Raw genomic sequence first — 14037 nt, 5'->3', positions numbered from 1 at the left:
TGTCCTTGCACGTTCGCGCACCGTCGAGGGAATGGTGCAGATCAACAAGCCGAGGACCGATTCCGCATGCGCGCCTTCTATCACCCGGACCAGTCGCTCCACGATCCGCAGCAATACATGCGCTTCGGCCGCGTTGTCGCGCCGAAGGATCTGCCGGAACGCACGGAGCAATTGCTGGGCGCGCTCGCCCGCCATGGCATCACACCCGAACGTCCCGGCGTTCATGGCGTCGCTCCGATCCTGGCCGTGCACAGCGCGGAGTTCGTCCGCTTCCTTGAGACCCTTTGGGAGCGTTGGGTCCAGCTGCCCGAGCGTGGTCCCGAGGCATGGCCCAACACCTTCCCCTACTGGAGCGGCAGGGTCGACGAGGACATGCGTCCGCCTTGCCGGCCGACGGGCCTGATGGGCCAGCTTGGCTGGTTCCTCGGCGATCTGTCCGTGCCGGTCGGCGAGCATTGCTGGACCTCGACGCTGCGCTCGGCCGAGACAGCGGTATCAGGCGCCGAAGCGATCCTGGCTGGCGAGCGCGCGGTCTATGCGCTCTGCCGCCCGTCTGGCCACCATGCCCGCGCCGACCGCGCCACCGGCTTCTGCTATATCAACAATACGGCGGTTGCGGCCCAGCGCCTGCGCTCGAAGTTCGGCAAGGTCGCGATCCTCGATGTCGACGCGCATCATGGCGACGGCACACAGCAGATTTTCTACCGTCGCTCGGACGTGCTGACCATCTCGGTCCATGCCGACCCGGTGAACTACTATCCCTTCTTCACCGGCTACGCGGACGAGCGCGGCAACGGCCCGGGCGAGGGCTTCAACCTCAACCTGCCGCTGGCCCATGGCGCGGGCGGCGCGGAGATGGCAGCTGCCGTCGATCGTGCCGGCAAGGCCATCCGTGACTTTGGCGCCGAAGCACTGGTCATCGCGCTCGGCTATGACGCGCACAAGGACGACCCGATCGGGGTACTCAAGCTCGAGGCGTCCGATTTCGGCACGATCGGCCGGCAGGTGAGGGCAATGGGGCTTCCGACCCTGGTGGTCCAGGAAGGGGGCTACGCGATCGAGGCGATCGGCGGCTGCCTCGACGGCTTCCTGACCGGCTTTGGCGCCTGAAGACGGCGTCTCTCGTGATGTCCGGCCCTGTACCGGGCATCACGTCTTGCCGTGACTATTGGCCAGCGAGGTCGCGGATGGCCGGGGCAAGCCCGACCTCCGCGACAGGCAAGTCTCAGATCACGGCTTCGATCAGGAATGGCCCCTTCCGGGACAACGCGCCCTGGAACAGCTTAGTAAATTCCTCGGCGGTGGTCGCGCGGCCCGCTTCGACGCCCATGCCGCGCGCCATCGAAACCCAGTCGAGCGTCGGCTGGTCGAGGTTCAGCATCAGCTTGGCGTTGCGGCCAAAATCATTGACACCGACGGCGCGCATCTCGCCATGCAGGATCTGGTAGGTCCGGTTGGCAAAGACCACCGTGACGACGTCGAGATTCTCGCGCGCCTGCGTCCACAGGCCCTGGACCGTATACATGCCAGAGCCATCGGCCTGCATGCCGATGACTTTGCGGTCCGGGCAGGCCACCGCTGCGCCGATCGCGAGCGGAATGCCCTCGCCAATCGCGCCGCCGGTGAGCTGGATGTAGTCGTGCTGCGGGGCGTTGTGGCATTGCTGGTAGAAGACGCGGCCGGATGAGACCGACTCGTCGCAGATGATGCTGTTCTCGGGCAGCAGCGTCGCCACGATCGTGCAGACCTTGTCGGCGTCGAGTGCGCCTGTCGGCAGGGCGGCGACCTCCTTGCGAGGCTCCGCGACATAGACTGGTTGGCTCTGGCGCGCGCCGAGCTCATCGGCCAGCGCCTCGATCGCGAGCGGCAGATCGTCGCCGATCTCGGCCAGCGTCACCACCGCGCAACTGTCCTGGATCAGGCGGCCGGGCTTGCCGGGATAGGCAAAGAAGCCGACCGGCACCTTGGCCCCGACCAGAATCAGCAAGTCGATATCCTTGAGCGCTTCGAGCGCGATATCGACCGGGTAGGGCACTTTCGGCAGGGCGACACGGCCGACGCCGCGCTCGATGCGGCCATTCGACATCTGGCCGAAAACGCGCGCGCCGGTGACGGCGCAGATTCGCGCCGCCATCGCCATCGGGCCTTCGCGCAAAGCCATGTTGGTCATCATAAGGGCGGCGCGCTTGCCGTGCTTGCGAAGGGCAGCTGCGGCCTCCTTCACAGCCGTCATGTCGACCGATTTCAGCTTCGGCACGGCGACCGGGGCAAGCTTGGCCGGCTCGACGCTGCCCCAGGCGCAATCGGCCGGAAGGATCACGGTGGTTACGCCCGGCAGCGACATGGCGGCGGCAAAGGATTCGCCGATCGCCGGGCCGACATCCTCGGGCGTCGTGATCCGACGGACGAAATGCGACATCGGCTGAGCCAGGCTTTCGATATCGCTGGTCAGCGGCGCGTCATGGACGAGGTGATAGGTCGCGTGATCACCGACCACGTTGATCATCGGCGTCCAGGCCCGCCTTGCATTGTGCATGTTGGCAAGAGCGTTCGCCATGCCGGGGCCGCAATGCAGCAGCGTCGCCGCCGGCTTGTCGGCCATGCGCGCATAGCCGTCGGCCGCGCCTGTCACCACGCCCTCGAACAGGCCGAGTACGCAGCGCATCTCCGGCTTGCGGTCGAGCGCCGCGACGAAATGCATTTCGGACGTGCCGGGATTGGCGAAGCAGACATCCACGTCATTGACGAGGAGGGTATCGCAAAGGCGGTCGGCGCCGTTCATTCTGGAAGACCTCATGGGAGATGCGCGGCGCGCAGGGCCGTGCGAAGGGAACGGAACCCTCGCCCGGTGTCAAACAAGAGAAATTTATCAGCTTCGTTCAGGAAACTGATCGCCGCCTTGACGGATTTGCATATGCATTTAACCTGACTTGGAATGAAGGTTGCATCCCGCGTCGGATGAGGCGATGGGGCTTGGGCCCCGCGGGCGCGAACGACAGCAAACAGGGGAAGGGTTTCGTCATGACAGGTTTGAAGCGTATCGGAGCCGCGGCCGGACTTGGCTTCGCGGCGCTGCTGGCCGCCACCGGCGCGCAGGCGCAGACCAAGGTTTCGATCGGCATTTCCGGCTGGACCGGTTTCGCGCCGCTGGTGCTGGCCAAGGAAGCCGGCATCTTCGCCAAGAATGGCCTCGACGTGACGATCAAGAAGATCCCGCAGAAGGATCGTCACCTCGCTATCGCCTCGGGCGACATCCAGTGCGCTGCCACGACCGTCGAGACCTGGATCGTCTGGGACGCTGCCGGGATCAAGACCAAGCAGCTCTTCCAGCTCGACAAGAGCTATGGCGCAGACGGCATGGCGGTGCGCAGCGCGACCGGCTCGATCAAGGACTTGAAGGGCAAGACGGTTGCGGCCTCTGCGCCCGGCACCTCGCCCTATTTCGCGCTTGCCTGGTTCCTCAAGGAGAACGGCATGTCGGTAAAGGACGTGACCGTGGTCAATATGGAGCCCGGCCCGGCGGCCCAGGCCTTCATCGCCGGACAGAACGATGCGGCCATGACCTATGAGCCCTATCTCTCTGCCGTGCGCGACAAGCCGGATGCCGGCAAGATCATCGCCACCACGCTCGATTATCCGATGGTGATGGACACCTTCGGATGCACGCCGGCCTTCATCGCGGGCAACGAGGCTGCCGTGAAGGGGCTGACCAAGAGCTATTTCGAGGCGCTCGAGCTGATCAAGGCTGATCAGGCCAAGGCCTATGGCATCATGGGCGCGGACGTGAAGCAGTCCGGCGAGCAGTTCGGCAAATCCGCCGGCTTCCTGCGCTGGTCAGATGCCGAGGGCAACAAGAAGTTCTTCTCCGGGGAGTGGCAGGCCTTCACCACCAAGGCGGCCGATCTGCTGCTCGAGATTGGCCTGATCAAGTCGAAGCCCGATATCACCACGCTGATTGATACGCGCTTCGTCTCGGGCGGTGCGATGTGACGATCCTGCCGGACGTGCTTGCGCCACGTCTGGGAATCGTCTTCTGCGGCACTCAGGCCGGGCGCGCTTCAGCCTTGCGGCGCGCCTATTATGCCGGACCGGGAAACAAGTTCTGGCGGGTGCTTCACGCCACCGGACTTGTCCCCCGGCAATTCAGGCCCGAGGAGTTTTCTCAATTGCTCGACCATGGGCTTGGCCTCACCGACGTCGCGAAAGCGACCTCCGGGCCGGATGCCGCGCTCGTGCGTGCTCATTTCGATGTTGAAGGGTTCCTGATGAAGATGCGTGCGATGGCTCCGGCCTTCATCGCCTTCAATGGCAAGCGTGCGGCCGAAGCCGTGCTTGGTCAGGCAAGTGCCGTAATCGGCTATGGCCGCCAGCCGGTTGATGTCGCGGGTTGCGCGACCTTCGTGCTGCCGTCGACCTCCGGCGCGGCCTCGGGCTTCTGGTCGGTCGAGCCGTGGCAGGAACTGGCCGCGGCCTGGCGCGCGCAGGAGGCTTGACGATGAAGCCGCTTCAGCCCGTTTCCATCCCGTCTCGCGTCGCGCTTGGGCTCGGCTTCTTCGTTCTTTTCGTCGTGGTCTGGTCGGTCGCGACCTTCGGCGGCTATGTGCAACGCCTCTTCCTGGCCGATCCGCTGACCATGGTCGGCGAAGGCTACAAGCTGCTCGTCGAATATGGCTTCGCGTTCGATATCGGCATGACGATCTGGCGCGTCGTCGGCGGCTTCATCCTCGCGGTCGTCGTCGCGCTGCCACTTGGCATCCTGATGGGCGCCTACAAGCCGATCGAGGCCTTCTTCGAGCCCTTCGTCTCCTTCGCACGCTATCTGCCCGCCTCGGCCTTCATCCCGTTGCTGATCCTCTGGGCCGGCATTGGCGAGACGCAGAAGCTGCTGGTCATCTTCATCGGCTCGGTTTTCCAGATCATTCTGATGATCGCGGTTGCGGTGGGCTCGATTCGGCGCGATCTCGTTGACGCCGCCTACACGCTCGGCGCCAGCGATCGTTCGGTGGTGATGCGGGTGCTGCTGCCCAATGCTGCGCCCGAGATCGCCGAGATCCTGCGCATGGTGCTGGGCTGGGCCTGGACCTATGTCATCGTCGCCGAACTGATCGGCTCGTCCTCCGGCATCGGCCACATGATTACCGACAGCCAGGCGCTGCTGAACACCGGGCAGATCATCTTCGGCATCATCGTCATCGGCCTGATCGGGCTTATCTCGGATTTCCTGTTCAAGGCGGTCAATCAGCGCCTGTTCCCCTGGGCCGCGAAATGAGCAAGCTCGTCATCGACAATGTCGGAAAATCCTTCGCTGCGCGTCATGGCGGGCAAGCGACAAGGGCGCTGATGCCGACCTCCCTCAGCGTCTCCGATAACGACTTCATCACCATTCTCGGCCCCTCCGGCTGCGGCAAGTCGACCTTGCTGCGCATGATCGGCGGGCTCGAGACGCCGACGGAAGGGCGCATCCTGCTCGATGGGGAGAGGGTCACCGGACCGGGCGCGGACCGCGGCTTCGTCTTTCAGAGCTATACGCTCTTCCCCTGGCTGACTGTGGCGCAAAATATCGCCTTCGGCCTGCGCGAGAAGGGCGTGCCGGAGGCCGAGCGGCTGCGGATCGCGGCCGACTGGGCCGGGCGCATCGGTCTGAAGGGCTTCGAGAACCATTTCCCGAAACAGCTCTCGGGCGGCATGCAGCAGCGCACTGCGATCGCACGCGCGCTTGCCAATGATCCAAAGATCCTTTTGCTGGATGAGCCCTTCGGCGCGCTCGACAACCAGACTCGCGCCCTGATGCAGGAGATGCTGCTCGGCATCTGGGAGCGCGAGCAGAAGACCGTGCTCTTCGTCACCCATGACGTCGAGGAGGCGATCTTCATGGCCTCGCGCGTCGTGGTGATCAGCGCCCGCCCGGGGCGGGTCAAGGCCGATATCCCGGTCGACCTCCCGCATCCGCGGCCCTACACGATCAAGACGAGCCCGGAATTCGTCGCGCTCAAGGAGCGACTGGTCGAAGAGATCCGGGCGGAGGTGATGGCGAGCGCAGCCTAGGTCGCGCCTCGCGAGACAGCAAAGCTGTATGATGGGCCGCCTTGGCATGGTCAGGAGCGTGTAGAACCAGCAACTCTGAGCGTCCGTGGATCGCCTTCCGGCAGGATTTCGGGTTGCTTGAAGGCGACGCCGTTCGGTGTCGGCATCGGCGTCTGTGTCACCACATATTGCGGCTGGCCCTTGAAGCCTGGATCGCCCGGCGGAGGCGTGAGAAGCTGGATGCGCATCAGCATCGCGAAGTCCTCATGCGTCGCATTGTGGCAGTGGGTCACATAGGCGCCACCGAACTCCCCGAACCGGACCTGGAATTTTACTCTCCCGTCGCGCCGCAGCCGCCAGACATCCTTGCGCACCAGCCGCTCCGTAGCGGGAATGGCTGCACCGCCCCGGTCGATGGTGACGCCTTCCTCGAAATGGAGGTGAACCGGATGGTCCCAGCCGCCACCGCCATTGACGAGGGTCCAATGTTCGACCTCCCCGGGTTTCGGGACCAGGAGGGCGATGCGGTTGGCATTGAGCGAATGCGCCCTGCCACCATCGACCTCGATGGTCCAGGGGAACGACTCGAAAGGGCCGCAGTCGGGAATGCACTGTCCGTTCGCCGCATCACGGGCATCCCCCTCTCCGGAGCGGCCGAACCTGAGGGTGCGCTCGCGCACTGGCGCGACGATCGGGATCTGGGTGGTCAGGGTCTTGGTGCCGGAGCGCCATTCCGGATCGTTGAAATTGGCGCTGCGATCCCGGTCGAGCGGATTGTTGGCGCTGTACACCTTGCCGGGATTGTCGACGCTTTGCAGCGAGTTCACGACGCGGAATTCGAGGATCGGGCCGACGGTCGGGTCTCTGTCCGATCCCCGCAAGGCCTGCGCCATGGAGACGGCGCCCCTGGGCCTGCGCCCGTCGTCCTGTTCCAACAGGTTGACCAGGAAGATGCTGTCGCCCGGGGCGAAGGCGGAGAAATCGACGACGATATCGTAGCGCTCGGCGGTGCCCTGCTCGTCGAGCTCGGTCAGGGCGATCGGGTTGACGACCAGGTTGCCGTCATTGGCGATGAAGTGGAAAGGCACCTTGGTGCCTTGCGAAAACCTGGGGCTTCTGTTGACGCCGAGGGCGAGCTTGAGGAAGCGCGCCACGGCGACGTTCAGGATGCGGAAACGATAGCGCCGCGGCAACACTTCGAAATGCGGGTAAAAGGTGCTGTTGACCAATAGAATATCGCCGAGGAAGCCATCGGTTTCGAAGATGTCGAACCGGAGCTGCCCGGCTGCGTCAAAGGCTGGGTTCGAGACGACCAGATTGACGTCGAAATCGAGATTGCCCCAGCCGAGCTGTGAGCCGCTCGGGAGGCGCAGATTGATGCCGTCATCGAGATCCTCGCGCCCCCTGTCGGGGCCGCTGTAGAGGTTGCAGACCCCAAACATGCCTTTGTAGATGTTCGGCGCGGTGAAGAAGAAGCGGTGGTCGTGGATCCAGAGGCTGCCCTGGATCTCGCGGAAATCGCCCGGGACCTGAACCAGGCCGTTGCCGTCGTCGGGACCGGAGGCTTTGCGCGCAAAGTCGCGGTCGCCCGTCGGCCAGACGCTCGGCAGGTCGCGCCGGGCCAGGGCCATCCCCCAGTGGTAGTCATAGAAGGTTCCAGGGAAATTAAACGCGTTGCAGGCACCGTCGCTCTCGGCGCCGTTATGGGCGTTGTGGAGGTGGACCGAGCTCTCGTTCCGTCCAAAGCCGCCGTTGATGGCCCGGTCGACCGGCAGGTCGTTGTAGATTCGCGTCACGACGGGTTCGCCATAGCGCAGCTTGAACAGAACAGGGCTCCCCGAAGCCGTGCGCAGTCCCGTGACACTGCCCGGCTGCCCGGGCTGCCGGGCCCCAAATCTCCACACGGAATTCGCGTTCTGCTGCGGCAGTCCCTGGCCGGGTCCGGTGTCCGGCCGGATCTGCCCGAGCGACAGCAGAAAGCCCTGCTTCGGAAAGAGTTCCTCCCAGCGCTGATGCGCGAAGAACTCGCCGGGCGGGCGTCCCTCGAATGGCCCGGCCCCGGTCACCGGGTTGCGGAAAGCCGCGCCGCCGGAATTGCTGAAGTCGGTGTGGTACGAGAAATTCTTGGCGGGCAGTTCCGCGCCGCCCGAACCGGTTTGCCAGGCGGCATCGCCGTTCGGCAGGCGTAGCAGCGGGATTGGCCTCTGCAGGTCGGGCCGCTGCAACGGCGTCTGAAACTTGACCGTTCCAAATGTCGGGCTTCGCGGCGCCCCGGTCGGCACCTGGGCATAGGCGCTCATGGCGAACGGACTGAGCCCGTTCTTCGCGACCAGCAGCCCGCTCGCGGTGAAATAGCCCCAGCGCAGCAGATCGCGCTTGGTGATTTGCCCCACGGAGAGGGCCTTGACGATCTCGAGCCGGTTTTCCAGAGCGCGCTCGGCTTCCTTCAACCGGATGCCAGTGGTCTCGCGCGGAAGATACATGCCTGCCTCCCCGCATACGAAAGGTCGATCGGCGGAGATCGCTCCATTGCGATTATACCGATGAGACCAGACTCCGTGGAGAGATGAAGGTCGGGCAACTCGGCAAACCAAAGTCCGCGACCTTGGTCGCACTCAGCCATGTCGAGCCATCGGGTTCAGACGTCCTTCAAGACCGCGTTGCCGGCGGCGAGGTCAGACCATCGCCTGCGGAAGGCATCTGCGAGCGACTGCGTATTGACAAGCCCGTCCGTATGGTGGTTCGGTCTCCCATAATTGGCCTGACCACATGGCCAAATTGCCCTCGGCACTGCCGAGGGCAGGGGATGGGACCGGGGAGTGACACGTGCCGCTCGAAGCCGTCGAGTCGCCGCGCCTTTATCGTCAGATCGCCGACCAGCTGCGTCATCTCATTGACCGGCAGGAGTTTCCTGTCGGCGCACGTCTTCCGCCGGAACGGGAACTCGCGGAAAAGCTTGGCGTATCCCGCCCTTCGGTGCGCGAGGCGCTGATCGCCCTCGAGGTCGAGGGGCGGGTGCGCATCCGCATGGGCTCGGGTGTCTATGTCATCGATCCGCCACGTCCGGTTCCCAGCACCATTCTTGTCTCCGATGATGCACCAGATGGGCCTTTCGAGGTCCTGAAGGCCCGCGAGCTGGTGGAGAGCGCCATCTGCGCCGAGGCGGGAGGTCAGGCGACGGGCGAGGATCTCGCGCGCCTCGATAAAATCCTGGGGGGCATGGAGGCTCCCGGATTGCCCAGCGACGAACTCGTCGCGCTCGACCGGGCCTTTCATGTCGCCATCGCCGGAATCCTAGGGAACTCCGTTCTGGAGCGCTTCGTCGGCACGTTGTTCGACCAGCGCATCAATCCGTATTTCCAGCAGCTCGCGAGCTATTTCGAGAACGAGACGTCCTGGCGCGCCGCCGTTGCCGAGCATCGTGTCATCCGTGATGCGCTGGCGGCCGGATCGGGAGAGGCCGCCAACACGGCGATGCGCCGGCATCTGCGCTGCTCGCAGGAGCGCTTTTCGCAGAGTTTTGGTGAAGGGGTTTCAAGCGGGCAGGAGAGCGTCAACTCCTGCCTGGCCAGCAAGAACTGACGCCAAGCCAAGAACTGACGCCAAGCAACGATCTTCGAGTCCATGGGAGGACATCTGATGAAGAGCTATCTGACACTGGCGGCGGCCTTTGCCGCCGGCCTCGTTCTTGCCGGCGCGCCGGCCCAGGCCCAGACCAAGCTGAAATGGGCGCATGTCTACGAGACCTCCGAGCCGTTCCACACCGAGTCGGTCTGGGCTGCCGACGAGATCAAGAAGCGCACCAACGGCAAATACGAGATCACGGTCTACCCGGCCTCGCAGCTCGGCAAGGAAACCGACATCAACCAGGGCCTGACACTCGGCACGGTCGACATGATCATCTCGGGCTCGAGCTTCGCTGCCCGTGCCTTTCCGCCGATCGGCGTGACCTATTATCCCTTCATCTTCCGCGGCCCGGACCACCTCCTCGCCTATGTGAAGAGCGACGTCTTCAAGGAGATGGCGAAGGGCTATCAGGAGAAGAGCGGGCACCAGATTCTGGCCGTCACCTATTACGGCACGCGCCACACCACCTCGAACAAGCCGATCAAGACCTGCGCCGACATGAAGGGGCTGAAGATCCGCGTACCCGACGTGCCCGCCTATCTCGCCATGCCGCGCGCCTGCGGCGCCAACACGACGCCGATCGCCTTCGCCGAGGTCTATCTCGCCCTCCAGAACGGCACGGTCGAGGCGCAGGAGAATCCGCTCAACACCATCGAGGCCAAGAAGTTCTACGAGGTGCAGAAGCATATCGTCCTGACCGGGCACATTGTCGACCACCTCAACACGGTCGTCTCCAAGCAGCTCTGGGACAAGCTCTCGCCTGAAGACCGCAAGATCTTCACCGATGTCGCGCAGGAGGCTGCCGAGCGTGCGACCAAGAAGATCCAGTCCGACGAGGTCAAGCTCGTGCAGGTCTTTAAGGACAAGGGCCTGTCGGTCACCGAGATCGACAAGGCCGACTTCCTCGCCGCCGTGCAGAAGAATGTCAGCTTTGAGCAGTTCGGCTACCGCAAGGCCGATTGGGAGCGCATCCAGGCGATCAAGTGATCTGATCCGTCGTATCGGGCCGGTCTTTGACCGGCCCGATTTTGTCCTCACGCCGAGCCGAGGCCGTCGATGTCGAGCGATACCCCGCAGGAGATCCACACCCCCGTCACCAGCGAGGAAATCGCGCATGTCTTCGACGAGGCACCGCCGCCGGCCGATCTGAGCGGCTATGGCGTCGAGGACTGGGTGACCCTCGCTGCGTTCTGGCTGATGGTCGGTTGCGTCGTGCTGCAGTTCTTCACGCGCTACGTGCTGAACGATTCCTACGCCTGGACGGAAGAGATCGCGATCTATGCGCTCGTCGTCGTGGTCTTCCTCGGCGCCTCGATGTGCGTGCGGGCCTCGCGCCATATCCAGGTCGATTTCATCTACCGCTACCTGCCGCCTGGCGCAGGGCGGATCGTCTCGACGGGCGTCGACCTGCTGCGGATCGCCTTCTTCGGCTACGGCACCTGGCTGATGTACAAATACGCGTCGCTCATCCCCGATGAGATGATGACGACGATCCAGTTCCCGAAGTCGATCGTCTTCAACGCTGTGGTGATTGCCTTCGCACTGATGACGCTGCGCTCGATCCAGGTCGCCTGGCAGAACGCGCGACGCGGCTATTCCGTGCTGGAACGCCCTTCGGCCTTCGACGGCTCGGAGGCCTGAGGCATGCTCATCCTGCTTGGAACCTTCCTCGGCCTGATGATCCTCGGCGTGCCGGTGGCCATCTCGATGGCCGTCGCCTCGCTTGCCTTCATCGTCATTTCCGGCACCGTCCCCGACGTTATCATGGCGCAGCGGATGATTGCCGGCGTCGAGAGCTTTCCGCTGCTCGCGGTGCCGTTCTTCATCCTGGCCGGCAATCTGATGAACATCGCCGGCGTTACCGGCCGCATCTATGCCTTCGCGGTTGCGCTCGTCGGCTGGATGCGCGGCGGCCTCGCCCAGGTCAACATCATCGGCTCGGTGATCTTCTCCGGCATGTCGGGCACGGCGATCGCGGATGCCGCCGGCATCGGCACGATCGAGATCAAGGCGATGAAGGACCACGGCTATCCGACCGATGTTGCCGTTGGCGTGACGGCCGCCTCGGCGACGCTTGGGCCGATCATTCCGCCTTCGCTGCCCTTCGTCATCTACGGCATGATGTCGAACACCTCGATCGGCGCGCTCTTCCTTGGCGGTGTCATTCCCGGCGTGGTGATGACGTTGTTCATGATGGGCACGGTCGCCGTCTTTGCCCGCCTGCGCGGCTGGGGCTCCGACGCCAAGTTCTCGCTGCGCCAGATCGGCTCGGCGGGGATCGAGGTTCTGGTCGTATTTGGCTTCCCGGTCCTGGCTTATCTGCTCGTCTGGGCAGGCCTGTCGGCGAATGCCGCGATCGGGCTCGCGCTCGTCGTCCTGCTGGCGCTCGACTATTATTTCGACTTCTCGGCGGTGATGGCATTGATGACGCCGGTCATCTTGATCGGCGGCATGACATTGGGCTGGTTCACGCCGACGGAGGCTGCGGCTGCGGCGGTGATCTGGTCGCTCTTCCTCGGCCTCGTCCGCTACCGCTCGATGACGCTGCGCACGCTGACCAAGGCGACCTTCGACACGATCGAGACGACCGCTTCCGTCCTCTTCATCGTCACGGCCGCCTCGATCTTCGCCTGGCTGCTGACGGTCTCGAACACGGCGCAGATCCTGTCCGACCTGATTCTCGGGCTGACCCAGAACAAGTGGGTCTTCTTGATCCTGGTGAACCTGCTGCTGCTCTTCATCGGCTGCTTCCTCGACACCATCGCGGCGATCACCATCGTGGTGCCGATCCTGCTGCCGATCGCCCTCAAGCTCGGCGTCGACCCGATCCATTTCGGGCTGATCATGACGCTGAACCTGATGATCGGCTTGCTGCATCCGCCGCTCGGCATGGTGCTCTTCGTGCTCTCGCGGGTGGCGAAGCTCTCGGTCGAGCAGACCACCATGGCGATCCTGCCGTGGCTGGTGCCGCTCTTCCTGGCGCTCTTTGCCATCACCTTCATTCCTGAGCTGACGCTATGGCTGCCGCGGACGATGGGGATGTTGCGGTAACATTTGGCGGCGAAGCCAGCCCTCTGCCGCCATGCGTCAAAGTCACTCCCCTGTTGCACTCCCCGGTTGAGGGTGTTGCACTGAAGGGGCTGCATTGCCATTTTTTGAGCGAAGGGGATTCGCTGACGGGGAGTGACGCCCTTGCGCGCGCTCATTGAATCGATGCTGTCCAGGCTGGTGGGGAAATCCCGGCTCGATATCGTCTTCGCCGATGGATCCCAGCGCTCTGTTGGCGCCGGAAGTGATCCCGGGCTGACGATGCGGATTCTCGACCGGCCGACCGAGTTGAAGCTGGCGCTCAATCCCGAGCTTGCCCTTGGCGAGGCGGTGATGGACGGGCGTGTCGTCGTCGAGCGTGGTAGCCTCTACGAGCTTCTCGACATTCTGATTGCCGGGGCATCCCGGCAAGAGCTGACCGCCTGGACGCGACCACTCACACGCTTCCGCACGGCGATCAGGCGCTTCACCCAGAACAACAATCAGGCCTGGGCGAGACGCAACGTCGCCCATCACTACGACCTCAGGACAGAGTTTTTCCGGCTCTTCCTTGACGAGGACCTGCAGTATTCCTGCGCTTTCTTTCCGAGCCCCGATATCTCGCTCGCGGACGCGCAGGCGGCCAAGAAACATCGCATCATCGCCAAGCTTGCGATCGAGCCGGGCCAGCGCGTCCTCGATATCGGGTCGGGTTGGGGCGGCCTGGGCCTGAGCATCGCACGCGAGACGGGCGCCTCGGTGAAGGGCATCACTCTCTCGCGGGAGCAGCTCGCTGTCGCGCAGGAGCGCGCCGCTGCCGAGGGACTGTCGGTCGACTTTCAGTTCCAGGATTATCGCACGCTCACGGAACCCTTCGACCGCATCGTCTCGGTCGGCATGTTCGAGCATGTCGGCGTGGGCTACTACCGCGCTTATTTTCGCAAGATTGCGGAACTTCTCTCGGAGAACGGTGTCGCACTCATCCATACCATCGGCCGCACCACGCCGCCGGGAGCGACGAACCCCTTCATCGCCAAATACATATTCCCCGGCGGCTATACCCCGGCCTTGTCGGAGGTCACGGCGGCGGTCGAGCGCGAGGGCCTGATCATCACCGATGTCGAGGTGCTGCGCCTGCATTATGCCGAGACGCTGAAGGCCTGGCGCGAGCGCTTCCTCGCCCGGCGCAAGGAGGCGGTGGCCATGTATGACGAACGCTTTGCGCGGATGTGGGAGTTCTATCTGGCCGCTTCAGAAGCGAGTTTCCGCCACGATGGTCTTGTCGTCTTCCAGCTCCAGCTCGCCAAGCGGCTCGACACCTTGCCGATGACGCGCAGCTACATGGTGACATGACCGGTT

General features: G+C 64.0%; 12 protein-coding genes. 10 read left to right on the top strand and 2 right to left on the bottom strand.

Going from position 1 to position 14037, the window contains the following annotated elements:
* Positions 1-66: 66 nt before the first annotated feature.
* Positions 67-1110, top strand: coding sequence for a histone deacetylase family protein (locus FG93_RS02050; RefSeq protein WP_043231251.1), 1044 nt, complete (start codon positions 67-69; stop codon positions 1108-1110).
* A 115-nt stretch (positions 1111-1225) separates the two neighbouring features.
* Here the strand turns inward: FG93_RS02050 and FG93_RS02045 are convergent, their stop codons facing one another.
* A complete protein-coding gene (locus FG93_RS02045) occupies positions 1226-2782 on the bottom strand; it encodes an acetolactate synthase large subunit (protein ID WP_043231248.1) in 1557 nt (518 codons plus the stop codon).
* A gap of 239 nt (positions 2783-3021) precedes the next feature.
* Here FG93_RS02045 and FG93_RS02040 point away from each other — a divergent pair, with 239 nt between their 5' ends.
* From FG93_RS02040 to FG93_RS02025, 4 genes are read left to right on the top strand one after another with little or no spacing between them, the layout of a single operon-like run.
* Entirely contained in the window at positions 3022-3990 is a 969-nt protein-coding gene (locus tag FG93_RS02040) for an ABC transporter substrate-binding protein (RefSeq protein WP_152579256.1), read from the top strand.
* A complete protein-coding gene (locus FG93_RS02035) occupies positions 3987-4493 on the top strand; it encodes a mismatch-specific DNA-glycosylase (protein ID WP_043231247.1) in 507 nt (168 codons plus the stop codon). The genes FG93_RS02040 and FG93_RS02035 overlap by 4 nt, the downstream gene beginning before the upstream one ends.
* Before the next feature lie 2 nt (positions 4494-4495).
* On the top strand, positions 4496-5269 hold the full coding sequence (locus FG93_RS02030) for an ABC transporter permease (protein WP_043231245.1): 774 nt from the start codon (positions 4496-4498) through the stop codon (positions 5267-5269).
* Positions 5266-6045 (top strand): ABC transporter ATP-binding protein, encoded by a 780-nt coding sequence (locus FG93_RS02025; protein WP_043231243.1) that lies wholly within the window; start codon positions 5266-5268, stop codon positions 6043-6045. Before FG93_RS02030 ends, FG93_RS02025 begins: the two co-directional genes overlap by 4 nt.
* 50 nt (positions 6046-6095) lie before the next feature.
* Here FG93_RS02025 and FG93_RS02020 read toward each other — a convergent pair whose 3' ends face one another.
* Positions 6096-8507 (bottom strand): multicopper oxidase family protein, encoded by a 2412-nt coding sequence (locus FG93_RS02020; RefSeq protein WP_043231239.1) that lies wholly within the window; start codon positions 8505-8507, stop codon positions 6096-6098.
* 343 nt (positions 8508-8850) lie between these two features.
* Between FG93_RS02020 and FG93_RS02015 the strand changes: the two genes are divergently transcribed.
* The 5 genes from FG93_RS02015 to FG93_RS01995 all read left to right on the top strand — a co-directional run bounded on the left by FG93_RS02015 (position 8851) and on the right by FG93_RS01995 (position 14031).
* Positions 8851-9606 carry a FadR/GntR family transcriptional regulator gene (locus FG93_RS02015; RefSeq protein WP_043231237.1) on the top strand — a complete coding sequence of 252 codons (756 nt, stop codon included), beginning with the start codon at positions 8851-8853 and terminating at the stop codon, positions 9604-9606.
* A 57-nt stretch (positions 9607-9663) separates the two neighbouring features.
* Complete coding sequence (locus FG93_RS02010) at positions 9664-10638, top strand: sialic acid TRAP transporter substrate-binding protein SiaP (protein ID WP_043231235.1); 975 nt, start codon at positions 9664-9666, stop codon at positions 10636-10638.
* A gap of 69 nt (positions 10639-10707) precedes the next feature.
* Complete coding sequence (locus tag FG93_RS02005; RefSeq protein WP_043231234.1) at positions 10708-11292, top strand: TRAP transporter small permease; 585 nt, start codon at positions 10708-10710, stop codon at positions 11290-11292.
* 3 nt (positions 11293-11295) lie between these two features.
* Entirely contained in the window at positions 11296-12702 is a 1407-nt protein-coding gene (locus FG93_RS02000; protein ID WP_043231232.1) for a TRAP transporter large permease, read from the top strand.
* Between the two features lie 141 nt (positions 12703-12843).
* A complete protein-coding gene (locus FG93_RS01995) occupies positions 12844-14031 on the top strand; it encodes a cyclopropane-fatty-acyl-phospholipid synthase family protein (RefSeq protein WP_052513237.1) in 1188 nt (395 codons plus the stop codon).
* Positions 14032-14037 lie beyond the last annotated feature (6 nt).

Origin of the sequence: Allobosea sp. LC85 (assembly GCF_000735605.1) — a bacterium.
Lineage (GTDB): Bacteria > Pseudomonadota > Alphaproteobacteria > Rhizobiales > Beijerinckiaceae > Allobosea.
Note: the sequence above shows the minus strand (reverse complement) of the source record. Positions and strands in the feature narration are given on the sequence as shown.